A 25,329-nucleotide genomic window follows, 5' to 3' on the forward strand; every position below is an offset into this window, starting at 1 on the left:
GAAAAGAACTCAAAGCATGATCGTGGGTGTCACAACCGTCCGTCCCGGTTCCCCGCGGGAATTCACCAGGTGCACCAGAATCTGCGTCGTCCCGGCCGGCACGTCGGGCAGCACGAACCGGCCGCCGTCGTCGGCACGGGTGCAGGACGACTGGTGGTCGGCCACCCTGACCTCCACCTCGTGCTCGCCTGCGGGCACCAGCCAGCCGTCGATCCGGTGGCGCGACCCGGTCGAGGTGAAGTTCACCATCAACGTCAGGTTGTCCACGGTGAACGTGATCGTGCCGGTCTGGCCCCCGCGCACACCGGCGAACGACCCCGCCCGTTCCCAGCGCGCCACCTCGACGTCCAGTGACTCCAGGGCGATCGCGAACTTCACGCGGTCGACCAGGTCGGCGGGTGGCGGGTCCAGCTCGTCGACGAGTCTGTTCAGCTCCGAGAGGACTGCGGTGTCCTCGGGGCCCCTGCGGTCGTCGCGCGGGTCGGTCTCGTTCACCGCGATCCTCCTTCCGTCTCCAGGTAGTTGCGCAGCAGTGTCAAACACCGTCCCCTGGTCGGACCGATGCTGCCGTGGGGCATGGCTAGTGCCTCGGCGACGGCCCGGTACTCCGCGCGGCCCGCGAGCACGGTGAGCCGCAGCAGTTCCTGGCACCTCGTGGTCAGGCGGCCGAACGCCAGCCAGAGCCTGCGGTCGCGGTCGTCCAACAGCGTCACGTCCTCCGGGAGGCCGGTGTCGGACTCGAGCTGTTCGGCGAACTCGTCCGACAGGTGCGTTTCACGCTTGTTGGGTGTCCAAGTTCGGCGCGCTTCACGCCTCGTCGTGACCACCAGGTAGCCGACCAGGGCCTTTGGCTCGTTGATGTTCTCGATGTTCTTCAAGAACGCCAGCCACACGGTCTGCACCACGTCCTCGGCGGCGGCCTTGTCCAACCCCTGGCCGCGGGCGACGTGCCACAGCAGCGGGGTCAGCTCGGTCACCAGGACGTCCAGCGCGTCGCGGTTGCCCTCGCGCGCGGCGGCCACGCAGACCGCGTGACGTTCGGTGCCTTCAAGCCCGTCCCACGGCGGACGGTCATCCGCCGTGTGCAGCTCGTCCATGCAGCACCTCCGATCGGCCGCCCTTGTCAGCGCCGTCCGCCAACTCATGAAGGGCTAACTGGGCGGTAGATACAAAATTCACTCGGATGGAGCAGTATTGCCGCCGGGTTGGCCCTCATCTTCCTCCGGGTACGCCAGCGGCCCGTGATTCCCCCTCCGAGTCACGGGCCGCCAGTGGTGGGAGCCGCGCCGGCCGGCACCCCTCGAACCGGCTGACGCGGACTCCACGCCTGAACAAAGCGCTCATCAGGAAAGGAGCGCTGCTCAGGCGAGCAGATACAGCCTCTGACGCAGCGGACGTGACGAAGGCTCCCGATTCACGAAAGCACACGTTATGGTCTAGACCATGCCGATTCTCGAAGTGATCGCACTGGACGCGAAGGACGCCGAAGCCGCGCAGGCGGGCGGCGCCGACCGGCTCGAACTGGTCGCCGACATGGCGAGTGACGGCCTCACGCCGTCGGTCGCCACCTTCAAGGAGGTCCAGAAGGCCGTCGACATCCCCGTGCGCGTGATGCTCAGGGACGCCAAGGGGTTCGCGCCCGCCAACCTCAAGCACCTGCGCCGCCAGGCGTGGGAGCTCAGGGAGGCCGGCGCCACCGAGTTCGTGCTCGGCTTCCTCGACGCGGGCGGTGAGATCGACGAGGGAGTCACGCTCAACCTCGTCGCCGAGTTGGAGGGTTGCGCCTGGACCTTCCACCGCGCGCTCGACAACTCCAACGACGTCTTCCGCTCGTGGGAGGTCGTCAAGACCCTCGGCTGCGACACCGTGCTCGCGGCGGGCAGCGCCAAGGGGGTCGAGGACGGAATCGAGAACCTGAAGAAACTGGTCGCGCAGGCCCCGCCCGCACTGCTCGTCGGCGGCGGTCTGCAGGCCCGTCACGTGCCAGAACTGCTGGCAGCGGGGGTGAACGGATTTCACGTTGGCAGCGCGGTCCGTCCGTCCGGATGGGATTCGCCGGTCGACGGGGCGTCTGTGAGGGAATGGGTCAATCGTCTGGTCTAGACCCTTGCCCGAAGGCGTTCTACAGTCACGTTGCTTCCTGTGAAATAGCTGTTGCAACATACGCAACGTGAAGGGCGCGACGATGCGACTGAAGACACTCGCGGCGGTGCTGGGCGTGGGCGCGGTGGTCGCCTGCGCCCCGGTCCAGTCGGGACCGACCAACTCCGGCACGGACGAGCAGACGGGACAGCTGCGGGTGTGGCTGTTCGACGAGGTCAACCGGGCACCCAAGGAAGCCGTGGTCAAGGAGGCGATCTCCGAGTTCCAGGGCAAGCACAGCGGCGTCACGGTCGACGTGCAGTACATCCAGGTCTCCAGCCGGGCGGAGCGCTTCAAGGCCGCGTTCAGCGACCCGAAGAGCGCTCCGGACGTCGCCGAGTTCGGCAACACCGACCTCGCGGGCTACGTGTCCGCCGGCGGCTTCTCCGAGCTCGACCTGGGCAAGTGGGACGAGTCCAAGGACCTGGTGCCCACGATCCTCGACACGGCGAAGGTCGACGGCAAGACGTACGGCGTCCCGTGGTTCGTCGGCGTGCGCGCGTTGTACTACCGCACGGACGTGTTCACCGAGCTCGGCCTCAAGCCGCCGACGACGTTGGACGAGATCGCGACGACGGCCCGTGAGATCAGGCAGAAGAAGCCGGAGCTCATCGGCATCTCGGCCGGCGGCAAGTACCTGTTCGCCGCGCTGCCGTTCATCTGGGCGCAGGGCGGGGACATCGCCAAGTCCGACGGCGGCAAGTTCAGCGCCACGATCGACAGCGCCGAGGCCAAGGCCGGTGTCGCCAAGTACACCGAGCTGATCAAGGACGACATCTGCCCACCCGCCACCTGCGCCGGCAACGGCGGTGACGCGAGCGTCGAGGCGTTCCGCGCCGGCAAGGCCGCGATGACCATCGGCGGCGACTTCAACCGCAAGTCCGTCGACGCCTCCTCGGCGGCCGGCAAGTACGGCGTCGTGCCGCTGCCCGGCAAGACCGCCGGCTCGGTCGCGCCCGCGTTCGCCGGCGGCAACCTGCTCGGCGTCATGAAGGGCACGCAGCGCAAGACGCTCGCCAACGAGTTCACGCAGTTGCTCGCGTCGAAGAAGTACCAGCAGAAGATGTACACGGCGATGGGCAACCTGCCGACGTTCTCCGACGTGCAGAAGCAGGTCGCGGACTCCGACAAGTTCCTGGAGCCGTTCACGAAGACGCTGCAGTCCGGCACGAAGTTCGTCCCCGTCACGCCGGCGTGGGCGAAGATCGAGGCCCAGGCCGTGGTGCCGACGATGCTCCAGGAGATCGTCACCGGCGCCAAGAACGTCGACACGGCCACCGCCGACGCCGCCAAGACGATGAACGCGGCCTTCACGTCGTGAGCGTGACCGCCAAAGGCCAGGGGCGGACCGCGTTCGCCTACCTGGCTCCAGCGCTGCTGATCCTGGGAGGCCTGCTGGCCTACCCGATCTATCAGCTGGTGCTCATCTCGCTCTACGACTACGGCCAGGAACAGGTCAGCGGCGGCGCGCCGCTGGAGTTCCTCGGTCTCGGGAACTACCAGAAGCTGCTGGGAGACCAGCAGTTCTGGACGGTGTTCGGGCAGACCGTCGCGTTCGCGGCGGTCTGCGTGGTCGGCACGTTGCTAGTGGGCGCGTTCCTCGCGATCTTGGCGACTCGGGTGAGGACCTGGGTGCGCATGACGTTGTTCCTGGCGGCGCTCGGCGCGTGGTCCACGCCCGCCGTCGCCGGTTCGACGATCTGGCTCTTCCTGTTCGACGCGAACTTCGGGTTCGTCAACGAGGTCCTGGGCATCCAGGGCTTCTCCTGGACGTTCGACAAGTGGACGGCGTTCGGACTCGTTGCCGCACAGGTGATCTGGTGCTCGTTCCCGTTCGTCATGGTGACGCTCTTCGCGGGCATCAAGGCGATCCCTGGCGAGGTGCTGGAGGCCGCGGCGCTGGACGGCGCGTCGGCGTTCCGCACGGCGTGGAGCGTCACGCTCCCGTTGCTGAAGCCGATCATCCTCGTCGTGACGATCCAGTCGATCATCTGGGACTTCAAGGTCTTCACGCAGATCTACGTGATGACGAACGGCGGCGGCATCGCCGGGCGCAACCTCGTGCTCAACGTCTACGCCTACCAGCAGGCGTTCGCGGCGTCGGAGTACGGCCTCGGCGCGACCATCGGTGTCGTGATGACCGTGCTGCTGCTGGGAATCACGATGTTCTACCTGCGTGCGCTCAAGAAGTCGGGGGAGGTCCTGTGAGGCGCTGGCTGACCGAGGGCTTCGTCCTCATCGTCGCCGCTGTGGTGGCGTTCCCGCTGTTCTGGATGGTGCTCAGCGCCTTCAAGCCGGAGGACGAGATCATCTCGGCCGACCCGGTGCCGTGGACGACGCGGCCCACGCTCGACAGCTTCACGCGGGCGTTGACCGTCGCGAACTTCGGGCGCTACTTCATGAACAGCATCGTCGTGGCATTGATCGTGGTCGCCCTGAGCATCGTGATCTCGTTCCTCGCGGCGACCGCGCTGACCCGCTTCCGGTTCCGCAGCCGCACGACGTTGCTGATCATGCTGCTGGTCGTGCAGATGGTGCCGGTCGAGGCGTTGACCGTGCCGCTGTTCTTCCTGATGCGGTCCGTGGGCGACTCGGTGCCGGTCTTCGGCCTGAACCACCTCGGCTCGCTCGTGCTGGTGCACCTGGCCTTCAGCCTGCCGTTCGCGATCTGGATGCTGCGGGGCTTCGTCGCCGCGGTGCCGGTGGAACTGGAGGAGGCCGCCACCCTGGACGGCGCCTCGCGGTTCCGGTTCCTGTGGCAGGTGCTGTTCCCGCTCGTCGCGCCCGGCCTGGTGGCGACGAGCGTGCTGTCGTTCATCCACGCCTGGAACGACTTCCTGTTCGCCAAGACGTTCATCATCTCGGCCGTGGAGAACCAGACCCTGCCTCTGGCGCTCCAGGTGTTCGTCAAACCCGACCAGAACGATTGGGGCGCGATCATGGCGGGCTCCACCCTGATGACCATCCCTGTGCTGATCTTCTTCATCTTCGTGCAGCGCCGTCTGGTGTCCGGTCTTGCGGGGGCGGTGAAGGGATGAACCTCCTCCCGCGTCCGGTGTCCTACGTGGACGGTGGACGGCTCTGCGAGTACAAGGGCTGGGAGACCGTCCTCGTCGACGGTCCTCCCGGCGGCTACCGGTTGCTCTCGTCCGACGACGGCGTGCTGATCGAGGCGAACGACGCGGCCGGCGAGATGAACGCGTTGCAGACCCTGCGGCAACTGCTGGGTCCTCAGGCGTTCCGGGCGGCGGGCGACAAGCCGTCGGTCATCCCGGCGTGCGAGGTCCTGGACCACCCGCGGTTCCAGTGGCGTGGCGTGATGCTCGACGTCTCGCGGCACTTCCTGCCCAAGCGGGAGGTGCTGCGGTACGTCGAGCTGCTGTCCGTGCACAAGCTCAACGTCCTGCACCTGCACCTCACCGACGACCAGGGCTGGCGCTTCGAGGTCAAGCGCTACCCGAAGCTCACCGAGGCGGGGTCGTGGCGGGAGGACTCGCGGTTCGGCGACCGGCGCTCCGGTGGTCTGAAAGGCCGTCCGCACGGCGGTTTCTACACGCAGGACGACCTGCGGGAGATCGTCGAGTACGCGCGGGCCCGGCACATCACGGTGATCCCGGAGATCGACATTCCCGGCCACTCGCAGGCGGCGATCGCGGCCTACCCGGAACTCGGCGTGCACGGCGGCGGGGTCTGGACCGACTGGGGCGTCAACGAACGCGTGCTCAACACCGAAGAGTCCACAGTGGACTTCTACCGGAACGTGTTCGACGAGCTGATGGACGTCTTCCCCGCGGAGATCATCGGACTCGGCGGCGACGAGGCACCCGGCCACGACGGCGAACTGGTCCGCGCGATCGCGGAGCACGTCGTCAGCAGGGGCCGGCGGCCGTACGGGTGGGACGAGGTCCTGGACGCCCGTCCACTGCCGGCGAGCACGGTCGTCGCGTCGTGGCGCGGGGTGGAAGGCGGCATCACGGCGCTGGGCGACGGCCACGACGTGGTGATGTGCCCTGAACAGCACGTCTACCTGGACTACCGGCAGTCGGACTCGCTCGACGAGCCGATCCCGGTCGGAACGGTGACGACGCTGGAGGACGTCTACGCGTGGGACCCGGTGCCCGAAGGCCTCACCGGCGAGGAGCCGGGGCGCTTGCTGGGCGCGCAGGCGAACATCTGGACCGAGCACCTCGACTCGGCCCGGCGGGTGGACTACGCGGCGTTCCCGAGGCTGGCCGCGTTCGCCGAGGTCGTGTGGTCCCCGGCGGAGAAGGATCCCGGCTTCGTGCAACGACTCCAGGAGCACCACCTGCCCAGGCTCGACGCGCTGGGGGTGGAGTACCGGCCCCTCACCGGACCCCACCCGTGGCAACGACTACCTGGAGTTCCCGGATTCCCACGGTGATCACATCGCAGCGTCTTCCTCGGGCATGAGGATCCAGGCGGCGACGTAGAGGACCGCTCCGGTGCCGAACCCGAGCAGCGTCGCCGCCACGAGGATGATCCGCAGGATCGCGGCGTCCACGCCGACCATCTTGGCGACACCGCCGCAGACGCCGGCGAGCATCTTGTCGCTGCGACTCCTGCGGAGCTTCTTGACCTGGGCTGTCGCGTCGTTGAGCACGTTGTTCGTCATGGCTCAAGAGTCGTCGTTGCGCGGGCCCGGCACATCGGTGACCACCCCGAACCCGACCCTGATCCGGACCCCGGGATCTCAGTCCAGGCAGAACTCGTTGCCCTCGACGTCCTGCATGACGATGCAGGACTCGTTCTCCTCGTCGGCCTCCATCACGCGCACGCACACCGCACCGATCGCCTCCAGCCGGACGCGTTCGGCCTGCAACGCGGCGAGCCGTTCGGCACCCACCATCCCGGTGCCCACCCGCACGTCGACGTGGACGCGGTTCTTGACGGTCTTGCCCTCGGGAACGCGCTGGAAGAACAGCCGCGGACCCACCCCCGACGGGTCGGCGCACGCGGACCACGACCCGTCGCTCTCCGGCGGCGCGTCGTACCCGAGCACCTGGCTCCAGAACTCGGCGACGCGCACGGGTTCCGCGCAGTCGAACGTGATCTGGACCTTCTTGATCGACCCCATCCACGCAGGTTAGTCGTACCCTGAGGCGCATGCAGTCCCCTGAGGAACTGGCGTCGGGGCTCGACCGCGCGGGGTACCTGCCGGACGGCGGGGTGGCCACGGCGGCGTTCCTCGCGGTCCGCATGGGCAGGCCGCTGTTCCTCGAAGGCGAACCCGGCACCGGCAAGACCTCCCTCGCACTGGCGCTGGCGCGGTCGATGGACGTCCCGCTGATCAGACTCCAGTGCCACGAGGGCATCGACGCCACGCAGGCCCTGTACGACTGGGACTACCCGCGCCAGCTCATGCACCTGCGCGTGCTGGAGACGCGGGGCGAGGTGGACGAGGCGTCCCTCTACACGCGACGGTTCCTGCTGGCCAGGCCGTTGCTGCAGGCGCTGGAGAACGCGCCGTGCGTGCTGCTGGTCGACGAGATCGACAGGGCGGACGACGAGTTCGAGGCGTTCCTGCTGGAGGTGCTGTCCGAGAACGCCGTGAGCATCCCGGAGTTCGGCGAGATCAGGGCCACGACCCCGCCGCTGACCGTGCTGACCTCGAACCGGACCCGCGAGGTGCACGACGCGTTGAAGCGCCGCTGCCTCTACCACTGGCTGGAGCACCCGACGCTCGACCGCGAGGTCGCGATCCTGCGCCGCACCCTGCCCGGCCTCGACGAACGGCTCGCCTTGAAGGTCGCCGAGGCCGTGGGGAAGATGCGCGGCCTCGACCTGCTGAAGCCGCCTGGCGTCGCGGAGTCGCTGGACTGGGCGCGGGCGTTGCAGGCGCTGGGGCGTTCGGAGCCGGACGCGGAGACGTTGGGCGCGGTCCTGAAGTATCGGGAGGACGCGGAACGCGTGCTCGGGAGCAGCGTTCTGGGCTGAGCTCAGGCCGCGACCACCGCCCGCGGCCGCCACCAGCAGAAGACCAGCCAGTCCAGCACGACCAGGTCGTAGAGGTTGAACGTCATCAACGCGGTCTCGGCGGCGAGGAACGCGGTGCCGAACCCGAGGTCGCGGCCGTCGCGGACCGACAGCACGAGCGCGGTGAGCACGGTCGCGATGGTCAGGCCGATGAGGACCGAGACGATCTTGGTGACCCGCTTGCCGCGTTTGCTCTTCTCCCCGAACCGCCGCTGGATCGCCGGCGGGTAGCTGTGCACGGCGAAGTCGGGAGCCACTCGCCCGGCCACCAGGAGGATCGCGGTGAAGACGGCGCTGAACGCCAGACCGAACCACACCGCCTCGACGAACACCGGCAGACCCCCGAGTCTCAGTTAGGGCAGCCTAACTCCGTTCGCCACTGCGGGAAAGCGCGCACAATCGAGGGATGACGGAAGCCTGCGTCGGGTTCACGAGCGTCCTGCGCGGCGCCGGACTCCAGTGCGGGCCGGACCGCGTCCAGGCGTTCCTGCGCGCCACCGAGCACGTCGACCTCTACTGGGCCGGCCGCCTCACGCTGTGCGCCGACCCGGACGACCTGCCGCGCTACGACGCCGCGTACCGGGCGTACTTCGGCGGCGCCCCGCCCCGTCCACGCACGACGGTCGAGCTCGACACCGTGACCGTCGGTGTCGCCGCGTCCGATGTGGAAGTGTTGAAGCACAAGGACGTCTCGGAGTTCAACGCGGCGCCGCTGATCGCGCGCCTCACGCCGCTCCCGCCGCGGCGCAGGTCGCGCAGGCTGCGCAAGGCCCGCCGCGGCCGGATGGACTTGGCCCGCACGGTGCGCGCGATGATCGAGACCGGCGGTGAGATCGCGTTGCCGCGCCACCGCCGTCGTGGGTCCAAACCGCGCAGGCTGGTGTTGTTGATCGACGTCTCGGGCTCGATGGCCGCCTACTCGGACGCGCTGCTGCGGTTCGCGCACGTCGTCGCCCGCGCCATGCCCACCGAGGTCCACACGATCGGCACCCGGCTCACCCGCGTGACCCGTCAGCTGCGGGAACGTGATCCGGAACGTGCCGTGAAAGCCGCCGGCCGCGCGATCCCGGACTACGAGGGCGGCACGCGGCTCGGCGACGCGCTGCGCCGGTTCAACCAGCGGTGGCGGCAGCGCGGGGCGGTCGTCGTGCTGTTCAGCGACGGCTGGGAACGCGGCGACCCAGCCCTGCTCGCCACCGAGATGGCGAGGCTGAGGCGCTTGAGCCACAAGGTCATCTGGGCCAACCCGCACGCGGGAAAACCGGGATACCGTCCAGTGCAGGGCGGTGTGGTGGCGGCGCTCCCGCACGTCGACACCATGGTCGCCGGGCACAGCGTGCACGCGATGGAAGAACTTCTGAAGGAGGTACGGCGTGCGTGATGTCCTCTACGACCTCGCCGAACGAGTCGCGAACGGCGAGACGGTCGGGGTCGGCACGGTGGTCGCGACCTTCAGCTCGGCGCCCCGTCCGGCTGGCGCGGCGATGCTCGTGACGCAGGACGGCGAGGCGGTCGGCAGCGTGTCCGGCGGCTGCGTCGAGGGGGCGGTGTACGACCTCGCGCAATCCACGGACGCCCCGGTCCTGCAGCGGTACGGGGTGAGCGACGACGATGCGTTCGCGGTGGGGCTGACCTGCGGCGGGATCATCGACATCTTCGTCGAGAAGATCAACGCCGACACGTTCCCGCAGCTCGCCGAGGTGGTCGAGACGGTCCGCGCCGAGGCGCCCGTGGCCGTCGCGACGGTCATCGAGCACCCGGACGGCATCGGCCGCCGCATGGTCGTCTGGCCCGACCGGCGGGACGGCAGCCTCGGCAGCGCGCGCATCGACGACGCCGTCGCGGACGACGCCCGCGGGATGCTGGCCTCCGGCCGCAGCGGGGTGCTCCAGTACGGACCGGACGGTCAGCGGCGCGGCGAGGGCATGAGCGTGTTCGTGAACTCGTTCGAACCGCCGCCGCGCATGCTCGTGTTCGGCGCGATCGACTTCGCCGCCGCGATGGCACGGCTCGGAGCGTTCCTCGGTTACCGCGTGACCGTGTGCGACGCACGGCCTGTGTTCGCCACACGCAGCCGTTTCCCGGAGGCCGACGAGGTCGTCGTGGACTGGCCGCACCGGTATCTCGAACGCGAAGCGTCCAAGCTCGACGAACGCACGGTGATCGCGGTGCTCACGCACGACCCGAAGTTCGACGTGCCGCTGCTGGAGGTCGCGTTGCGACTGAAGGTCGGCTACGTCGGGGCGATGGGATCGCGCCGAACGCACGAGGATCGGCTGAATCGGTTGCGAGAGACGGGAATGACCGAATCCGAACTTGCGGCGTTGTCGTCGCCGATCGGCCTCGATATCGGCGGTCGAACGCCTGAGGAAACCGCAGTTGCGATTGCGGCAGAGATCATTTCCTTGCGGTGGAAGGGAACCGGACGCCGGCTGACGGAGATCGAAGTCCCGATTCATCGGTGATCGGGTTGTTGAATCGCAAACAGAGGAGCAGTCTGAAGTGACCCTCGTCACTTCAGGCCCACCACTCTGGGAGGGTTCATGCACATCTCGGTCAACGTCGACGGAGTCACGTACGCCGACGAGGTCGAACCCAGGCTCCTGCTGGTGCACTACCTGCGGGAGCGTCTGGGCAAGACCGGCACCGTCGTCGGCTGCGACACCGGAAACTGCGGTTCCTGCACGGTGCACCTGGACGGCCACAGCGTGAAGTCGTGCTCGATGTTCGCGGTACAGGCGAACGGGCACGAGGTCACGACCATCGAAGGCCTCGCCCGCGACGGCAAGCTGCACCCGGTGCAGGAGGCGTTCCGGACGAACCACGCGCTGCAGTGCGGTTTCTGCACGCCCGGCATGATCATGCAGGCGATCGACCTGCTCGCCGACGAGTCGGATCCCGACGACGAGACCGTGCGCAAGGGCCTGGAGGGCAACCTCTGCCGCTGCACGGGCTACCAGAACATCGTGCGCGCGGTGCAGGACGCCGCCCAGCGGATGAAGCCCGGCGCCGGTCCCAAGCAGGAGCAGCACAGCGACGAGCACGTCTCGTCCAAGCAGCCGGTAGGTGGCGAATGACCGCCACGGCCGAGCCGGAGGTCGGCAAGGCCCGGCTCCGCAAGGAGGACGCGCGGCTGATCACCGGCCAGACCCGGTGGACCGACAACCTGCAGCTGACCGGCATGCTGCACATGGCCGTGCTGCGCAGTCCCGTCGCCCACGCCCGCATCACGAACATCGACGTCAGTCGCGCGACGGCGATGCCCGGCGTGGCGCTGGTGCTGACTGGTGAGGACTTCGCCGCCGAACAGGGCTCGCTGCCGTGCGCGTGGCCGATCACCGAGGACATGAAGTCGCCGCCCGCGCCCGCGATGGCCGTCGACCGCGTGAACTTCGCCGGTGAGGCCGTGGCGCTGGTGATCGCCGACAGCGCGTACCACGCCGCGGACGCGCTGGAGGCCATCGACGTCGACTACGAGGACCTCCCGGTCGTGCTCGACCTGGAAGAGGCCTTGCGGGACAACGACCTCGTGCATCCCGACCTCGGCACGAACAAGTGCGCGACGTGGATCTTCGACTCCGCCGAGGCGGGCGCGGGGACGAACGTCGAGGACGAGATCGCGGCCGCCGACGTCGTGATCGAACGGACGTTCCGGCAGCAGCGGCTGATCCCGGCGTTCATGGAACCGCGCTCGGTCGTCGTGGACTCGACCGCCGGCATGTTCACCGTGTGGTCCGCCACGCAGATCCCGCACATCCTGCGGTGGATGCTCTCGGCCGTCACGGGCATCCCCGAGCACCGGCTCCGGGTGATCGCGCCGGACGTCGGCGGCGGGTTCGGCGGCAAGCTCCAGGTCACGCCGGAGGAACTGCTGTGCCTGCTGGTCGCGCGCCGCATGGGCCGTCCGGTCAAGTGGACGGAGACCCGCACCGAGTCGATGCTGTCCGCGCACCACGGCCGCGACCAGCTGCAGAAGATCACGCTGTCCGCCCGCCGCGACGGCACTGTGACCGGCCTGAAGGTCGAACTGCTCGCTGACATGGGCGCCTACCTGCGCCTGGTCACGCCCGGTGTGCCGATCCTCGGCGCGTTCATGTTCAACTCGATCTACAAGTTCGCCGGCTACCGCTTCGAGTGCACGAACGTGTTCACGAACAAGGTGCCGACGGACGCGTACCGCGGTGCCGGACGGCCCGAGGCGACGTTCGCGATCGAGCGGATGATGGACGAGCTCGCGGTCGAGCTCGACATGGAGCCGATGAAGCTCCGCGAGATGAACTGGATCAAGCACGAGGAGTTCCCGTTCACCACGGTCGCCGGGCTCACCTACGACTCCGGCAACTACGAGGCCGCAACGGCTCGTGCGATGGAACTGTTCGGGTACGACGAACTGCGCGAGGAGCAGGCACGGCGCCGTGCTGACGGTTCCGTGGTCCAGCTCGGCATCGGGATCTCCACCTACACCGAGATGTGCGGCCTCGCGCCGTCACGCGTGCTGGGCGCTTTGCGTTACGGCGCAGGTGGTTGGGAGACCGCGTCGATCCGGATGCTGCCCACCGGCAAGGTCGAGGTGATCACCGGTACCTCGCCGCACGGGCAGGGCCACGAGACGGTGTGGTCGCAGATCGTCGCGGACAGGCTCGGCGTGCCGTTCGAGGACGTCGAGGTGCTGCACGGTGACACGGCGACGTCGCACAAGGGCATGGACAGCTACGGCTCGCGTTCGCTGGCCGTCGGTGGCACGGCCCTGGTGTACGCGGCGGACAAGGTGCTGGCCAAGGCCCGCACGCTCGCCGCGCACATGATGGAGTGCGACGAGGCGGACGTGGAGTTCGCCTCCGGCTCGTTCTCCGTGCGCGGCACGTCGACCGTTCGTTCCCTGGGTGACGTGGTGCTGGCCGCGCACGTCGCGCACGACCTGCCCGAGGGCATGGAACCCGGCATGGACGCCGACGCCACGTTCGACCCGGACAACTTCTCGTACCCGCACGGAACCCATTTGTGCGCAACGGAAGTCGACACCGAGACGGGCATGGTTCGCATCGTGCGGTACGTCGCCGTGGACGACGTCGGGACCGTTGTGAACCCGTTGATCGTCGACGGCCAGGTGCACGGCGGGCTCGCGCAGGGCATCGCGCAGGCGTTGTACGAAGAGGCCACGCACGACGAGATGGGCACGCTGACGTCGGCGACGTTCGCCGACTACCTCGTGCCGTGCGCGGCCGACCTGCCGGCGTTCCTCACGGACCGCACGACGACTCCGGCGACGTCGAACCCGTTGGGCGCCAAGGGAGTCGGTGAGGCGGGCACGATCGCCTCGACGCCGGCGGTGGTGAACGGCGTGCTGGACGCAGTGCGGCACCTGGGCGTGCGGGACATCGAGATGCCGATGTCGCCGGAACGCGTGTGGACCGCGCTGCAGGGTCGTCCGGATCCAGGTTCTGGCGAGGTGGCCGCGGGTGGACTCGGCTCGATCGACGCGCAGGGAGGACAGTCGTGATCCCGGCGGAGTTCAAGTACCTGTTCCCGTCCAGTGTGGACGAAGCCGTGCGGATGCTCGCCGAGGAGGGCGAGGACGCCAAGGTCATCGCGGGCGGGCAGTCTCTGGTGCCGGTGCTGCGGATGCGCCTCGCCGCGCCCACGGCGTTGATCGACATCGGCGGCCTGACCGAGCTGACGGGCGTGCGCGACGACGGCGACTCGTTGCTCATCGGTGCCATGACCACGCACTACGAGGTGCAGCGCGATCATCTGGTGCACGACAACGCGTTGTTGTTGAAGCTGGTCACGGACACCATCGCGGACCCGCAGATCCGGCACCGCGGCACGTTCGGCGGCTCGCTGTGCCACGCGGACCCGGCCGGTGACCTGCTGGCACCCGTGCTGGCGCTGGACGCCGTGATGATCATCGCCGGGCCGTCCGGACGGCGTGAGGTGCCCGCGTCGGAGTTCTTCGTCGACTACTTCACGACGGCGCTGGGCCCCGACGAGATCCTGCTCGACGTCCGGGTGCCGAAGTACACCGGCTGGAGCGCGCACTACGAGAAGCTCAACCGGGTCGCGCAGGCGTGGTCGATCGTCGCCGTCGCGGCAGCCGTGCAGGTGCGTGACGGTGCCATTTCCGCAGCTCGGGTGGGTCTCACGAACGTGGGGTCCGGGCCGGTGCGCGCGGTGGAGGTCGAGGAGGCCCTGGTCGGTCAGCCCGCGTCGGCCGAGGCGATCTCGGCGGCGGCTCTGAGGGCGTCCTCGGGTGACGGTTACACAAGGACAACCTGGCCCGCGTGCTGACCGGACGTGCGTTGACGGCGGCGGTCGCGGGATGAAGTTGACGCACTCGTTCCCGTCACCGGCGCCCGCCGAGGAGGTGTGGGAGGCGCTGCTCGACCCCGAGCGGGTGGCGCCGTGCCTGCCCGGCGCCACGCTGACCTCGGTGGACGGCAAGACGTTCAGCGGGGAGGTGAAGGTGAAGCTCGGCCCGGTGCAGCTGCTGTACCGGGGCACCGGCGAGTTCGTCGAGATCGACCCGGTGCTGCGCCGTGCCGTCATGAAGGCCGCGGGCAAGGACACGCGCGGCAACGGCACGGCGTCGGCCCTGGTGACCTTCGTCGTCGGCGACACGGTCGACGTCGAGACGGACCTGGCGATCACCGGCCGTCCGGCGCAACTGGGCCGCGGCCTGATCGCCGAGGTCAGCGGCAAGCTCGTCGACCAGTTCGCGGAATGCCTGGCGGGCTCGCTGGTATCCGTGGATCCTGACGAGGTGGCGCAACAGCAGCATCTCCGAGTGGTCCCCGACGAGCCGATCGACCTGATCGACACGGCAGGCGTTCCGGTGTTGAAGCGCGTGCTGCCCGTCGCGGCAGCAGTGCTCGCCGTCGTGCTCTTCGTGGTCCTGCGACGCAGGCGGCAGCGCTGAGGCGTGAGGTCCGGTGGACGGCATTCGTGCTGGCCACCGGCCTTTTGCTGTCCGCGTGCACCGCCTCGCCGACCGTCGTCAGCTCGCCGACCGCCGTGCCCGCGCCGACGTCCTCGTCCGAGGGCCCGCCCCCGCCGCGCTCGTTCACGCTGACCGCGGGTGGGGACATCCTGATCCACCCGGCGCTGACCGACCAGGCCGTGGCCGATGGAGGCGCGGCTGGCCGCGACTACCTGCCGTTGTTCTCTGGCATCCGCGAGACCCTGAAGGCCGACCTCTCCCTGTGCCACCTCGAGGTGCCGCTGGGCCCGAAGGAGGGCCCGTTCTTCGGCTACCCGGCCTTCCTGGCCCCGCCCGAGGTGGCGAAGGGCCTGGTGGACGTGGGTTACGACGCGTGCTCGACGGCCTCGAACCACACACTCGACCGCGGCGTCTCGGCCATCACCACGACGTTGGACGCGATGGACGCCGTCGGCCTCAAGCACACGGGTTCGTACCGCACGCAGGAGGAGTCCGCGGCCCCGCTGATCCTCGACGCGGGCGGGGTTCGCGTGGCCCAGCTGTCGTTCACGTACGGCTTCAACGGCATTCCGCTGCCCCAGCCGTGGCGAGCGAACCAGATCAACGCCGAGAAGATCCTCGCCGACGCGCGCGCCGCCCGTGCCGCCGGCGCCGAGGTCGTCGTGCTGTCCGTGCAGTGGGGCAACGAGTACCAGCACGAGGCCACCGCTGAGCAGAAGGCCCTGGCCAGGCTGTTGCTGGCCGACCCGGCCCTGGACCTGATCATCGGCACGCACGTCCACGTGGTGCAGCCGTTCGAGAAGATCGGCGGCAAGTGGGTCGCCTACGGCCTGGGGAACGAGGTCGCCCGGCACTCCGAGCCCCGCGGGGTGACGGAGGAGGGTGCGATCGCGCGGTTCAAGTTCGAGCAGGGGCCTTCCGGCTGGTCCGTGGTCGAGGCTTCGTACACGCCCACGTTGGTCGAGCTGGGGCCGCCGATCCGGCTGGTCGACCTGACACGGGTGCCGGCTTCGGAGCGGCGGACCCAGGCGATCGACCGGACCGAGGGGATCGTGTTCAGCATGGGGGCGGCGGAGCAGGGGCTGAAGCGCGGCAAGCCTTAGATCGCTTGAAGGTGTGTAATTGCGTCCGGGATTGGAGCTCCTCCATGTGCGACGGTGGATGAGACGGAAGGAGACGCGGTGACCGCACTACCCGACAGGCGTCTGCTTGCTGTTGCGGCGGGTTCAATGACCGTCGCTCAGTACGCCGCGCTCGGAGAAACCGAAGACGGCTATACGGAATTGGTGAACGGCCGTCTGATCATGTCCCCAAGCCCACTCGCCGATCACAACGTCGCAGGCGCCAACTTGTTCGCCCAACTCGTCAACCAGCTGCCTGACGATCTCGAAATCATCCTCGACATGGATGTGGACCTGGAGCTGGCCTCACCGGAAAAGCCGGGCTACGTCCGTCGTCCGGACCTGATCGTGCTCCACCGCGGTGCCCGCAAACGACAGAGGGCCGAAGGCGGCCTGATCAAAGCTTCCGACGTCGTCCTCGTGGTCGAGGTGATGTCGCCGAGCTCGCGCTTGACGGACTACCGCGCAAAGCGGGACGAGTACGCGTGGGCCGGCATTCCGTTCTACTGGATCATCGATCTCGACGAGCCGATCTCGCTGACCCCGATGCACCTGGCCGGAGTGTTCGGTTACCAGGAGCCGCCCGCGGAGACGAGGGTCTACGAGGCCGTCGAGCCGTTCCCCCTGAAGATCCAGGTGGATCGCCTCATCGACTGAGGTTGCTCAGCACCCTGTCGTACCGATCAGTCCAGGCCTTCTTGAGCACGTTGCTCTCGAACCCCTCGACGAGGTCCGGCACGGGTGCCTTCGTCAGGACAGGCAGATACCCGTCCACAGGCAGGAGCGAGTCGCTCGTGACGTCCCCGTCCAGCAGTTGCAGCGTGGCCAGCCCACACGCGTAGTCGAGACTGGGCAGCGCGGCAGCGAGGGCGACCCCGGCCGCCATGCCGACGGACGTCTCCAACGCCGACGACACCACGCACGGCAACCCGCACGCCTCGGCCACCTCCAGCGCCTTCCGCACCCCGCCCAGCGGCGCCACCTTGATCACCGCGATGTCGGCGGCACCGGACACCGCCACCTTCAGCGGGTCGTCGGCCTTGCGAATCGACTCGTCCGCCGCGATCGGCACGCTCACCCTGCGCCGCACCGCCGCCAACTCGTCCAGCGTGCGACACGGCTGTTCCACGTACTGGAGCCCACCGGCGGCCCTGTCCATGGCCTTGATGGCCGCGACGGCCGTGTCGACGTCCCACAGCATGTTGGCGTCGATCCGAACCGAACCCCGCGGCCCCAGCGCGTCCCGCACCGCTTCCAGCCGCGCGCAGTCCTCAGCCAGCGTCGACTCGGCGACCTTCACCTTGGCCGTAGAACAACCCGAGCGCGCCACGATCTCGTGGGCCCGCTCCGGCCCGACCACGGGCACGGTGCAGTTGACCGGAACCCGGTCCCGCAGCGGCGCAGGCCAGCCCTCGAACGCGGCCTCGTTCGCGCACGCGAGCCAGGCCGCGGCCTCGGCGTCGTCGTACTCCTCGAACGGGCAGAACTCACCCCACCCGGCCGGTCCTTCGAACAACAGGCCGGTGCGCTGCGTGATGCCGCGGAACCGGGCGCGCATCGGAATGGAGTAGACGTGCACAGCCCGATTCAAGCGCACTGCTGGAACTCCAGCGAATGCCCACCCCCACGCAGGTTCACCGTCCCGACGGGTTGGACGCCGAGCAACGTGCACACGATCTGCTGAACAGCGGCCGCGCTGAGCAGCGAGACATCGGTAGACAGGTTCACGTCGAGCCCGTTCGCGACGCGGTCGACGGTGGCGGGAGCGGCGTCGAACGGCACCTCCGTCGACAGCCCGCGCGCCTGCTCGGCACCGGTCGGACCCTGCGCCAGCAGCGCGACGACGTCGAACCCGCTCAGACTTCCCTCCGGCCGCGCGACGGGCAGCACGCCGCCGCCCCGGGAGACCCAGAAGAGCGACGGCGAGGTGTTCTCGACGGGACCGCTCGGGGCTTCGAGGCCGGGGATCGGGTCGGTGGGGCGGATGCCGCACGCGGTGAGCACGACCAGGCACAGCAGAACCCATGAACGCCTCACACCTCACCACCCAGCGGCAGCCGCAGCGTGAACAACGCCCCGCCCCCAGGCCGGTTCGCCGCCGTCAGCGTCCCCCCGTGCAGCCGCGCGTTCTCCCAGGCGATCGCCAGCCCCAGCCCCGACCCCTCCGACCGCCCGCGCGCCGAATCCGCCTTGTAGAACCGCGCGAACACGTGCGGCAGCACCTCGTCGGACAACCCGGGCCCGGAGTCGGCGACCTCGATCACCAGCGAAGCTCCCGAGACCGACAACACCAGCGACACCGGCGGCGAGCCGTGCCGCAGCGCGTTGCCGACCAGGTTCGCCACGATCACGTCCAGCCGCCGCGGGTCCAGCCGCGCCCGCACGCCGTCCGGCAGGGAAGCCGTCACGTCGGCGAAGCCGCGCATCCGCAGGCACGTCCGCACGACCTCGGCCACGTCCACGTCGTCCAGCGCCAGCGCGGCGGTCCCCGAGTCGAACCTCGTGACCTCGATCAGGTCGTTCACCAGCCTGGTCAGGTTGAGCGTCTCCCGGTTCACCAGCCGCGCGGCCTGCCCCGCCACACCGGGCAGCGACGCGGTCTCGGCGTCCAGCACGTCCGTCACGGCCGTCATCGCGGCCAGCGGCGTGCGCAGCTCGTGCGACACGTCCGCCACGAACCGCCGCGCGTCCGCCTCCATCCGCCGCAACTCCCCGACGTGGTGCTCCAGCGAGGAAGCCGTGCTGTTGAACGTCGACGCGACGGACGCCAGCTCGTCCCGCCCGCGCACCGGCACCCGCGCGGACAGCTCGCCCTGGCCGAGCTTCCACGCCGCCAGCTGCAGCTCTCGGACGGGCCGCAGCACCCCGCGGGCGGCCAGGAAGGCCAGTGCCAGAGCCAGAACCAGCACCGCGCCGCCGATCAGCCACGCGTTGCGCGCCAGCTCGTCGACGAACTCGATCTCCGACGTGAACGGCCGCAGCACGTACACCTCGATGCCCGACGGGCCGCCGGACGTCACCCGCACCTGCATGCCGACGACGAGCCACACGGCGCCCCCGTACGACACGCGCTGCCAGCCGACGCGTCCGGACGAGACGAGCGAGCGCAGCTCGTCGGTGATCACCGACGGGTCCATGCCGCCAGCGGAAAGTCCGTTGCCGTAAGCCAAAGCCGAGCCCTCACGCCCGGAGACGCGCCCGGCGATGCGTTCGAGGGTGGCGGCGTCCACGGTCCGCGCGGGCAGCGGGTAGAGCTGCTCGACGCGGTTCGTGGTCTCGATGACGGCGTTGTCCTGAGCGCGTTGCACGATTGCGTCGCGCGCCCGCACGTACCCGGCGCCGGCGACGGCCGCGGCGGTCACGATCGTCAGGAAGGCGAACGCGAGCAAGAGCCGCAGGCGGAGCGTCACAGCGGCCCGAAGCGGTAGCCGAAGCCCCGCACGGTCTGGACGTACACGGGCGCCGCCGGGTCGTCCTCGATCTTCGACCGCAACCGCTGCACGCACGCGTCGACCAGCCGCGAGTCGCCGAGATAACCCTGGTCCCACACCGATCCCAGCAACTGCTGCCGCGACATCACCCTGCCCGGCGACGACGAGAGCTCCAGCAGCAGCCGCAGTTCCGTGGGCGCCAACGACACCGGCTTGCCGAACCGCGTCACCACGAGCCCGTCGCGGTCGATCGTCAGGTCGCCGTGGTGCTCGGCCACCACCTCGGCGACCGGGGCGGACGACCGGCGCAGCACAGCGCGGATGCGGGCCTCCAGCACCCGCGCCTGGGCGGGTTTGGCGACGTAGTCGTCCGCACCGGCCTCCAGGCCGGCCACCACGTCGATGTCGTCGTTGCGCGCGGTCAGCATGATGATCGGGAGGTCGCCGGACGCGCGGATGCGGCGGCACACCTCGAACCCGTCCACGCCCGGCAGCATCAGGTCCAGCACCACGACGTCGGGCGTGACGCTGCCCAGCAGTTCGAGGCCTTCCTCGCCCGTGCGCACCGCGTCCACGGTGTGTCCCTGGTAGGTCAGGGCGAGCGACAGTCCCTCGCGGACCGCCTCGTCGTCCTCGATCAGCAGTACGCGCGGCATGCCCTCCAGCCTTCCCGACGGGTCTCATGGGGACGTTCGTGCGACGTCATCGTTGCGTAACGACCGTCCGCGCGCAGTTGTTGGACCACGGCCGGCAGGTCACGCACCCAGCCGCTTGCGCACCCAGCCGGAGGCCTGGTCGACCACGACCACGAGAAGCAGCACCACGAGGATGTGCGTGACCATCTCGTCGAACCGGAACAGCTTGATCGACTGGTTGATCAGGAAGCCGATCCCGCCGGCGCCGACGAGGCCGAGCACGAGCGACGACCGCACGTTCACGTCCAGCCGGTAGAGCAGGAGCCCGGCGAGGGACGGCATCACGGTCGGGAGCACCGCGTGCAGCGCGACCTGGGGACCGGACGCACCGGTCACCTTCAGGGCGTCGCGCGGCCCGCGGTCGCTCTCGTCCATCGCCTCGGCCCAGAGCTTGCCCATCACACCGGTGTTGTGGAACACGAGCGCCAGCACACCCGCGAACGGCCCGAGTCCCACCGCCGTCACGAAGATCAGCGCGAACACCACGTCCGGCACCGACCGCAGGAACGACAGCACCGCACGAGCCGCCTGCTGCGCCCACGCCGCCGAAGTCGTCGCCCTGGACGCCAGCAGCGCCAAAGCCAGCGCGAACGGGATGGAGAACGTCGTGCCGAGCAGTCCTATGTAGAGCGTGATCACCGCTGCTTCCAACGACTTCCCGAGCACCGAGAAGTCCGGCGGCAACGACTCGGCGAGGAAGTCGGCCATGCCGTCCCAGCCCGCGACGAGCGCGGCGGGGGAGAACTCCGTGGCTTGCCAAGCAAGCGCGTGCACGGCGAGCAGGACCGCCACGGCGATCCAAACCGCGGGGGAGGGCCAACGGCGCCGGGGAACCGGGAGCTTCGCAGGAGCGCTGACGCTCATGCCGCGACCCCCGCCCGCATTTCCACGACACGATGCGCGTAGGCGCTCGCGAGCTCCGGCTGGTGCAGGACGGCGACCACCGCCATCCCCTCGCCGGCCAGGCCCCTGAGCAGCTCCATCACCTGCACCGCGGCCTGCGGGTCGAGCGCCGACACCGGTTCGTCGGCGAGGATCACCCCCGCACGCTGGCACAACGCCCGCGCGATCGCCACACGTTGTTGCTGCCCACCGGAAAGCCGCGCGCACCGGTCCGTCGCCCGGTCCGCGAGCCCGACCCGTTCCAGACAGCCCATCGCCTCTTCCCTGACGTCGTGCGGGAAGAAGAACGAGCGGTGCAGCGGAAGCCGGCCGAGCGCGCCGGAACAGACGTTGTCCAGCGCGGTGCGGCGGCCGACCAGGTGGATCTTCTGGAACACCATCGCGGCGCTCCCGCCGACCTCGATCTCGCCGCCGTCCGGCGTCTCCAGTCCGACCACGCACCGCAGCGCCGTGGACTTGCCCGACCCGTTCGGCCCGAGCAGCGCCACGAACTCGCCGGCCTCGACGGAGAGGTCGAAGCCGTCCAGCACGGCGCGGCCGCCGAACGCCTTGCGCAGGCCGCGGATGGCGAGCATCAGACGTCCTCTTCCTTGAGTCCCAACGTGGTCGCGAGGTCGAAGAGCACCTTGTAGGTGTCGTTGTTCACCTCGACGAGCGGCCCGGGAGGCGTGACGTCGAGGAACGCGCCGACCTTCTCGACGTCCTGCGAACCGAGGCCCAGGAGTGCCTTGCGCACCTTGTCCTTGAACGCCGGGTCGAGGTCACCGCGCACGGTGATCGGGTCGTTCGGGATCGGCTCGGACTTCCAGACCTGCCGGAACCTCGACTCGTCGAACGTGCCGGCGGCCTTCGCGGTGGCGAGCTGCTGGCTGTTGATCTCTGCGGCGTCGACCTTGCCGTTGACCAGGGACAACAGCGCCTCGGGATGCCCGCCGGCGTAGTCGAGCTTCACGTCGCTCACGTTGTGCTTCTTGAGGCCGTAGCGGGGAAGCGCGTCGCCGGACGCACTGCCGACGCTGCTCAGCGCGAGCGACTTCCCTGCCAGGTCCTCGATCCTCCGCACGGGCGAGTCGTTGGCGACCCAGATCCCGGCGGTGTAGCTGGTGAGCTTCCCGGAGCCGTCCGCGAAGGACACGAGGGGTTCCGCCCCGGCCTTCTGCGAGGCGAAGACGTACCCGAGCGGGCCGAACTGCGCGATCTCCAGCTTGCCGTTGCGCATGGCCAGCACCTCGGCCGCGTAGTCGTCGACGACCTGCAGCTCCACCTCGCAGCCGAGCTTGGAGGTGAGCGCCCTGGCGAGCACCTCGTACGCGGGCTTGAGCTTCTCCGGATCTTCGTACGGCTCGACGCCGAAGCGCACCTTGCCGTTCGGGCAGTCGCCGTTCGCGGCGGAAGTCGTCGTGCCGCAAGCGGTCAGCGCCAGCGTCGCGGCCAGCACGACACCGAGGACGGTCCTGGGGACTCTCATCACATCTCCTGGAGGAGGTCGTTGAGCACGGCCGGGGCGAGGCCGAGCGCGGTGGTCATGCCGATGCCGGACGTGACCGAGACGACCCTGGTGAGAGGAACGGGCGTCGCGGTCAGGAAGGGTTCGGGAGCCGACGCGTAGACGCCGCGCCAGCGTTCGAGGACGTGCAGCGACGGAACGCCGAGCAGCCGGGCCGTCTCGGCGAGCACCAGGTCGTCCAGGTCCTCCGGCCGGTACGGGTCGACCGTGCGGCTGTAGTGGTGGGTGTCGCCGATCGTGAGCGAGCCGTCGGGGAGCTGGGTGAACATGAGGTTCAGCCCGGCTTTCACGAGCTCGGGGTGGTCGTTCGTGAGGCGCTCGCGGACCTTCTCGATGCTCGGGCACCGCGCGAACGCGTCGTAGCGCAGCATCGAGAACCCGGTCAGCACGGCCGGGTCGATCACGCCTTCGTGTGCGACTCGCAGCATGTGCAGCCGGCAGCGCTGGATCTCGTGCTTCTCGGCGATGTCCGGGAAGAACCTGTCGACGTCGTGGCCGACGGCCACCACGGCGGCGCGGCAGTGGATCTCGCCGCGGTTGGTGCGGACCAGGCCTGGCTCGATCGTGAGGACGTTGGTCGACCAGTGGAAGGTGACGCCGCGGTCCGCCAGCAGGGCGGCGATGGCGTGGACGGCTTCGCGCGGGTTCACGCGGATGTCCAGGGGGAGGAGGGCAGCGCCGAGGATCGAGGGATTGTTGAGCAATCCGACACTTGGCTTGTTGAACGATCCTGCCGTCGGATTGTTCAACAACTCAACATCGCGGACCTCGGCGAACTCGTGCAACACCGCGAGCTCGTCCTCCGCGCGGGCCACGACCAAAGTCCCGGACTCGCGCAACCAGAACCCGGCCTCCCGGGCGAGCGTCAGCCACTCCGCCCGAGCGGCCATCGCGTACGAGAAGGCCACCCCGTCCTGAGCGGTGAAGCACCCGTGCCCGAAGTTGCGCACGGAAGCCCCGGCCGCGTGCTCGTCCCGCTCGACCACGGCGACGGACAAACCCCGCCGCACCGCGTGCCAGGCGTGCGCGAGCCCCACGACCCCCGCGCCGACGACCACCAGGTCCACACTTGTCATGACAAGAACGATGGGCGGCCCAAAGTCCAGAATCAATGCCCAGTTCCAACGTGTCCTGACGTGTTCACCGCACGTTAACACTTGTTATGACATGTATCGTCAGGTGCATGGAGACGCCCCTGCACGAGCGCATCGCGGCCGACCTGCGCCGCCGCATCGCATCCGGTGAGCTGGCCGTCGGCGATCCCGTGCCGTCCGAGTCGCAGCTGGGCGCCCAGTGGAACGCCTCGCGCGCGCCGGTTCGACAGGCACTCACGTCGTTGCGGGCCGAGGGCATGATCGGCGGCGGGCGCGGCAAGCCCGCGGTGGTGCGCCGGCACACGTTGTCGCAGCCGTTCGAGACGTTCCTGTCGTTCTCCAGTTGGGCCGCGGGGCTCGGGCACGTTCCAGGGCAGCGGACGCTGGAGATCGCGCGCCGGCCCGCCGACGCCGACATCGCGGACGCCCTCCAGCTCGACGAGGGCACGCCGGTCGTGCAGTTGCTGCGGCAGCGGTTGATCGACGGGCGGCCGACGATGCTGGAGCGCACGACGTTCGTGGAGGCGGTGGGGCGCCTGTTGTTCGACTTCGACTGCGACAGCGGCTCGCTCTACGCGCACCTCGCCGACCAGGGCGTCGACATGACCGTTGCGCGGCACCAGATCGACGCCGTCGCCGCCGACGAGACGGATGCCGAGCTGCTGGAAGTCGAACGGGGCGCGCCACTTCTGCGGGAACGGCGGCGTGCGTCCGGAGTGGACGGACGGCCGGTCGAGTACTCCGACGACCGCTACCGGCCCGACATGGTCAGCTTCTCGATCGAGAACTCCCAGCAGGCGCACCCGGCGCTGCTGCGGGACTGGAGGGCCTCGTGAACCCGATCGACCTCGTGGTGCTGGACATCGCCGGCACCACCGTGGAAGAGCACGGACTGGTCTACAAAGCGTTGGCGGACACCGTGATCGCGGCCGGTGGACAGGCGCACGACGTCGGCGAGTGGATGGGTGCCGACAAGTACGAGGCGATCTCCGCGATGCTCGGGAAGTCCGAAGTGGACGATGAGTTCCACGACTTCCACGAGCGGCTCGCGAAGTACTACGCCGAGACGCCGCCCACCCCGATTCCCGGCGTCCCGGAAGCCCTGGAACTGCTACGGGACAACGGGATCAAGGTCGCGCTCACCACCGGCTTCGACCGGCCGATCGTCGACGGGCTGCTGGACGTCCTCGGCTGGCGCGAGGGCGTGCTGGACGCGGTGGTGTGCGTGGACGACGTCAAGGCAGGCCGGCCCGCGCCGTACATGATCCACCGTGCGATGGAGCTGACCGGCGCGCGGAACGTCCGGCGCGTGCTGACGGCCGGGGACACCACCAGGGACCTGCAGGCGGGCACGAACGCCGGGGCGGGGTTCGTGGTGGGGGTGCTCAGCGGCAGCCAGACGGCGGAGCAGCTCGGGGCCACCGAGCACACGCACCTGCTGAAGAGCGTCGCCGAGATCCCACGACTGATCGGGCTGGCCTGAATGGGGGCGATGTCCCAGGGCT

Annotated in this window: 28 protein-coding genes and 1 pseudogene; 16 read left to right on the plus strand and 13 right to left on the minus strand. The window is 69.2% G+C overall.

Going from position 1 to position 25,329, the window contains the following annotated elements; genetic code table 11:
- Positions 1-9 precede the first annotated feature (9 nt).
- Positions 10-432, minus strand: a complete 423-nt coding sequence (locus ACFWN2_RS29370; protein WP_307789950.1) for a carboxypeptidase regulatory-like domain-containing protein — start codon at positions 430-432, stop codon at positions 10-12.
- Positions 433-491: 59 nt separating this feature from the next.
- A complete protein-coding gene (locus ACFWN2_RS29375) occupies positions 492-1,097 on the minus strand; it encodes an RNA polymerase sigma factor (protein ID WP_382432815.1) in 606 nt (201 codons plus the stop codon).
- A gap of 346 nt (positions 1,098-1,443) precedes the next feature.
- Here ACFWN2_RS29375 and ACFWN2_RS29380 point away from each other — a divergent pair, with 346 nt between their 5' ends.
- The 5 genes from ACFWN2_RS29380 to ACFWN2_RS29400 all read left to right on the plus strand — a co-directional run bounded on the left by ACFWN2_RS29380 (position 1,444) and on the right by ACFWN2_RS29400 (position 6,544).
- The gene (locus tag ACFWN2_RS29380) at positions 1,444-2,103 is read left to right on the plus strand and encodes a copper homeostasis protein CutC (RefSeq protein WP_382432817.1); all 660 of its coding nucleotides are present in this window, start codon (positions 1,444-1,446) and stop codon (positions 2,101-2,103) included.
- Between the two features lie 82 nt (positions 2,104-2,185).
- Positions 2,186-3,463 (plus strand): extracellular solute-binding protein, encoded by a 1,278-nt coding sequence (locus tag ACFWN2_RS29385; RefSeq protein ID WP_382432819.1) that lies wholly within the window; start codon positions 2,186-2,188, stop codon positions 3,461-3,463.
- Between the two features lie 2 nt (positions 3,464-3,465).
- Positions 3,466-4,350, plus strand: coding sequence for a carbohydrate ABC transporter permease (locus ACFWN2_RS29390; RefSeq protein WP_229905401.1), 885 nt, complete (start codon positions 3,466-3,468; stop codon positions 4,348-4,350).
- Positions 4,347-5,180, plus strand: a complete 834-nt coding sequence (locus ACFWN2_RS29395) for a carbohydrate ABC transporter permease (RefSeq protein WP_382432822.1) — start codon at positions 4,347-4,349, stop codon at positions 5,178-5,180. Before ACFWN2_RS29390 ends, ACFWN2_RS29395 begins: the two co-directional genes overlap by 4 nt.
- Positions 5,177-6,544 carry a beta-N-acetylhexosaminidase gene (locus ACFWN2_RS29400; protein WP_382432824.1) on the plus strand — a complete coding sequence of 456 codons (1,368 nt, stop codon included), beginning with the start codon at positions 5,177-5,179 and terminating at the stop codon, positions 6,542-6,544. The genes ACFWN2_RS29395 and ACFWN2_RS29400 overlap by 4 nt, the downstream gene beginning before the upstream one ends.
- Here the strand turns inward: ACFWN2_RS29400 and ACFWN2_RS29405 are convergent, their stop codons facing one another.
- Positions 6,545-6,775: a PspC domain-containing protein gene (locus ACFWN2_RS29405; protein WP_382432826.1), complete on the minus strand. Its 231-nt coding sequence runs from the start codon at positions 6,773-6,775 to the stop codon at positions 6,545-6,547. It abuts the gene before it with no gap.
- A gap of 78 nt (positions 6,776-6,853) precedes the next feature.
- A complete protein-coding gene (locus ACFWN2_RS29410) occupies positions 6,854-7,237 on the minus strand; it encodes a VOC family protein (protein WP_382432828.1) in 384 nt (127 codons plus the stop codon).
- A gap of 29 nt (positions 7,238-7,266) precedes the next feature.
- On the opposite strand from ACFWN2_RS29410, the gene ACFWN2_RS29415 reads away from it, so the two are divergent.
- Positions 7,267-8,097: an AAA family ATPase gene (locus ACFWN2_RS29415; protein ID WP_382432830.1), complete on the plus strand. Its 831-nt coding sequence runs from the start codon at positions 7,267-7,269 to the stop codon at positions 8,095-8,097.
- A 2-nt stretch (positions 8,098-8,099) separates the two neighbouring features.
- Here the strand turns inward: ACFWN2_RS29415 and ACFWN2_RS29420 are convergent, their stop codons facing one another.
- Positions 8,100-8,468 carry a hypothetical protein gene (locus ACFWN2_RS29420; protein ID WP_382432832.1) on the minus strand — a complete coding sequence of 123 codons (369 nt, stop codon included), beginning with the start codon at positions 8,466-8,468 and terminating at the stop codon, positions 8,100-8,102.
- A gap of 74 nt (positions 8,469-8,542) precedes the next feature.
- Here ACFWN2_RS29420 and ACFWN2_RS29425 point away from each other — a divergent pair, with 74 nt between their 5' ends.
- From ACFWN2_RS29425 to ACFWN2_RS29460, 8 genes and pseudogenes are all read left to right on the plus strand, one after another.
- Positions 8,543-9,517 carry a VWA domain-containing protein gene (locus ACFWN2_RS29425; RefSeq protein WP_382432834.1) on the plus strand — a complete coding sequence of 325 codons (975 nt, stop codon included), beginning with the start codon at positions 8,543-8,545 and terminating at the stop codon, positions 9,515-9,517.
- Positions 9,510-10,601, plus strand: a complete 1,092-nt coding sequence (locus tag ACFWN2_RS29430) for an XdhC family protein (protein WP_382432836.1) — start codon at positions 9,510-9,512, stop codon at positions 10,599-10,601. The genes ACFWN2_RS29425 and ACFWN2_RS29430 overlap by 8 nt, the downstream gene beginning before the upstream one ends.
- 78 nt (positions 10,602-10,679) lie before the next feature.
- A complete protein-coding gene (locus ACFWN2_RS29435; RefSeq protein ID WP_382432838.1) occupies positions 10,680-11,213 on the plus strand; it encodes a (2Fe-2S)-binding protein in 534 nt (177 codons plus the stop codon).
- On the plus strand, positions 11,210-13,636 hold the full coding sequence (locus tag ACFWN2_RS29440; protein ID WP_382432840.1) for a xanthine dehydrogenase family protein molybdopterin-binding subunit: 2,427 nt from the start codon (positions 11,210-11,212) through the stop codon (positions 13,634-13,636). The genes ACFWN2_RS29435 and ACFWN2_RS29440 overlap by 4 nt, the downstream gene beginning before the upstream one ends.
- Positions 13,633-14,459: pseudogene (locus tag ACFWN2_RS29445) on the plus strand (FAD binding domain-containing protein). The gene ACFWN2_RS29440 and the pseudogene ACFWN2_RS29445 overlap by 4 nt, the downstream one beginning before the upstream one ends.
- Positions 14,456-15,052 carry an SRPBCC family protein gene (locus ACFWN2_RS29450; RefSeq protein WP_382432842.1) on the plus strand — a complete coding sequence of 199 codons (597 nt, stop codon included), beginning with the start codon at positions 14,456-14,458 and terminating at the stop codon, positions 15,050-15,052. Before ACFWN2_RS29445 ends, ACFWN2_RS29450 begins: the two are co-directional and overlap by 4 nt.
- Before the next feature lie 26 nt (positions 15,053-15,078).
- Positions 15,079-16,176 carry a CapA family protein gene (locus ACFWN2_RS29455; protein WP_382432844.1) on the plus strand — a complete coding sequence of 366 codons (1,098 nt, stop codon included), beginning with the start codon at positions 15,079-15,081 and terminating at the stop codon, positions 16,174-16,176.
- A 78-nt stretch (positions 16,177-16,254) separates the two neighbouring features.
- Entirely contained in the window at positions 16,255-16,851 is a 597-nt protein-coding gene (locus ACFWN2_RS29460; protein ID WP_382432846.1) for a Uma2 family endonuclease, read from the plus strand.
- Here the strand turns inward: ACFWN2_RS29460 and ACFWN2_RS29465 are convergent.
- The 8 genes from ACFWN2_RS29465 to ACFWN2_RS29500 form a co-directional block, all read right to left on the minus strand.
- Positions 16,841-17,773 (minus strand): o-succinylbenzoate synthase, encoded by a 933-nt coding sequence (locus ACFWN2_RS29465; protein WP_382433304.1) that lies wholly within the window; start codon positions 17,771-17,773, stop codon positions 16,841-16,843. The genes ACFWN2_RS29460 and ACFWN2_RS29465 overlap by 11 nt on opposite strands.
- 8 nt (positions 17,774-17,781) lie before the next feature.
- Positions 17,782-18,231: a GerMN domain-containing protein gene (locus ACFWN2_RS29470; RefSeq protein WP_382432848.1), complete on the minus strand. Its 450-nt coding sequence runs from the start codon at positions 18,229-18,231 to the stop codon at positions 17,782-17,784.
- Positions 18,228-19,604: an ATP-binding protein gene (locus ACFWN2_RS29475; RefSeq protein WP_382432850.1), complete on the minus strand. Its 1,377-nt coding sequence runs from the start codon at positions 19,602-19,604 to the stop codon at positions 18,228-18,230. The genes ACFWN2_RS29470 and ACFWN2_RS29475 overlap by 4 nt, the downstream gene beginning before the upstream one ends.
- Positions 19,601-20,281 (minus strand): response regulator, encoded by a 681-nt coding sequence (locus ACFWN2_RS29480; RefSeq protein ID WP_382432852.1) that lies wholly within the window; start codon positions 20,279-20,281, stop codon positions 19,601-19,603. The genes ACFWN2_RS29475 and ACFWN2_RS29480 overlap by 4 nt, the downstream gene beginning before the upstream one ends.
- Before the next feature lie 99 nt (positions 20,282-20,380).
- Entirely contained in the window at positions 20,381-21,112 is a 732-nt protein-coding gene (gene phnE / locus ACFWN2_RS29485; protein ID WP_382432854.1) for a phosphonate ABC transporter, permease protein PhnE, read from the minus strand.
- Positions 21,113-21,180: 68 nt separating this feature from the next.
- On the minus strand, positions 21,181-21,798 hold the full coding sequence (locus tag ACFWN2_RS29490; protein WP_382432856.1) for a phosphonate ABC transporter ATP-binding protein: 618 nt from the start codon (positions 21,796-21,798) through the stop codon (positions 21,181-21,183).
- Positions 21,798-22,691, minus strand: a complete 894-nt coding sequence (locus tag ACFWN2_RS29495) for a phosphate/phosphite/phosphonate ABC transporter substrate-binding protein (RefSeq protein ID WP_382432858.1) — start codon at positions 22,689-22,691, stop codon at positions 21,798-21,800. Before ACFWN2_RS29495 ends, ACFWN2_RS29490 begins: the two co-directional genes overlap by 1 nt.
- Positions 22,691-23,806, minus strand: a complete 1,116-nt coding sequence (locus tag ACFWN2_RS29500) for a TIGR03364 family FAD-dependent oxidoreductase (RefSeq protein ID WP_382432860.1) — start codon at positions 23,804-23,806, stop codon at positions 22,691-22,693. Before ACFWN2_RS29500 ends, ACFWN2_RS29495 begins: the two co-directional genes overlap by 1 nt.
- A gap of 107 nt (positions 23,807-23,913) precedes the next feature.
- Here ACFWN2_RS29500 and ACFWN2_RS29505 point away from each other — a divergent pair, with 107 nt between their 5' ends.
- Both ACFWN2_RS29505 and ACFWN2_RS29510 read left to right on the plus strand, forming a co-directional pair.
- Positions 23,914-24,660 (plus strand): GntR family transcriptional regulator, encoded by a 747-nt coding sequence (locus ACFWN2_RS29505; RefSeq protein WP_382432861.1) that lies wholly within the window; start codon positions 23,914-23,916, stop codon positions 24,658-24,660.
- Positions 24,657-25,307, plus strand: a complete 651-nt coding sequence (locus ACFWN2_RS29510) for a phosphonatase-like hydrolase (protein WP_382432863.1) — start codon at positions 24,657-24,659, stop codon at positions 25,305-25,307. Before ACFWN2_RS29505 ends, ACFWN2_RS29510 begins: the two co-directional genes overlap by 4 nt.
- The last annotated feature ends 22 nt before the right edge of the window (positions 25,308-25,329 follow it).

Source organism: Lentzea sp. NPDC058436, from assembly GCF_042721515.1.
GTDB lineage: Bacteria > Actinomycetota > Actinomycetes > Mycobacteriales > Pseudonocardiaceae > Lentzea.

Excerpts from the sequence above, each read along its gene's own strand:
- ACFWN2_RS29375 (WP_382432815.1), bottom strand. The coding sequence starts at position 1,097 with ATGGACGAGCTGCACACGGCGGATGACCGTCCGCCGTGGGACGGGCTT.
- ACFWN2_RS29380 (WP_382432817.1), top strand. The coding sequence starts at position 1,444 with ATGCCGATTCTCGAAGTGATCGCACTGGACGCGAAGGACGCCGAAGCC.
- ACFWN2_RS29385 (WP_382432819.1), top strand. The coding sequence starts at position 2,186 with ATGCGACTGAAGACACTCGCGGCGGTGCTGGGCGTGGGCGCGGTGGTC.
- ACFWN2_RS29400 (WP_382432824.1), top strand. The coding sequence starts at position 5,177 with ATGAACCTCCTCCCGCGTCCGGTGTCCTACGTGGACGGTGGACGGCTC.
- ACFWN2_RS29405 (WP_382432826.1), bottom strand. The coding sequence starts at position 6,775 with ATGACGAACAACGTGCTCAACGACGCGACAGCCCAGGTCAAGAAGCTC.
- ACFWN2_RS29410 (WP_382432828.1), bottom strand. The coding sequence starts at position 7,237 with ATGGGGTCGATCAAGAAGGTCCAGATCACGTTCGACTGCGCGGAACCC.
- ACFWN2_RS29415 (WP_382432830.1), top strand. The coding sequence starts at position 7,267 with ATGCAGTCCCCTGAGGAACTGGCGTCGGGGCTCGACCGCGCGGGGTAC.
- ACFWN2_RS29425 (WP_382432834.1), top strand. The coding sequence starts at position 8,543 with ATGACGGAAGCCTGCGTCGGGTTCACGAGCGTCCTGCGCGGCGCCGGA.
- ACFWN2_RS29435 (WP_382432838.1), top strand. The coding sequence starts at position 10,680 with ATGCACATCTCGGTCAACGTCGACGGAGTCACGTACGCCGACGAGGTC.
- ACFWN2_RS29440 (WP_382432840.1), top strand. The coding sequence starts at position 11,210 with ATGACCGCCACGGCCGAGCCGGAGGTCGGCAAGGCCCGGCTCCGCAAG.
- ACFWN2_RS29450 (WP_382432842.1), top strand. The coding sequence starts at position 14,456 with ATGAAGTTGACGCACTCGTTCCCGTCACCGGCGCCCGCCGAGGAGGTG.
- ACFWN2_RS29480 (WP_382432852.1), bottom strand. The coding sequence starts at position 20,281 with ATGCCGCGCGTACTGCTGATCGAGGACGACGAGGCGGTCCGCGAGGGA.
- ACFWN2_RS29490 (WP_382432856.1), bottom strand. The coding sequence starts at position 21,798 with ATGCTCGCCATCCGCGGCCTGCGCAAGGCGTTCGGCGGCCGCGCCGTG.
- ACFWN2_RS29495 (WP_382432858.1), bottom strand. The coding sequence starts at position 22,691 with ATGAGAGTCCCCAGGACCGTCCTCGGTGTCGTGCTGGCCGCGACGCTG.
- ACFWN2_RS29500 (WP_382432860.1), bottom strand. The coding sequence starts at position 23,806 with ATGACAAGTGTGGACCTGGTGGTCGTCGGCGCGGGGGTCGTGGGGCTC.
- ACFWN2_RS29505 (WP_382432861.1), top strand. The coding sequence starts at position 23,914 with ATGGAGACGCCCCTGCACGAGCGCATCGCGGCCGACCTGCGCCGCCGC.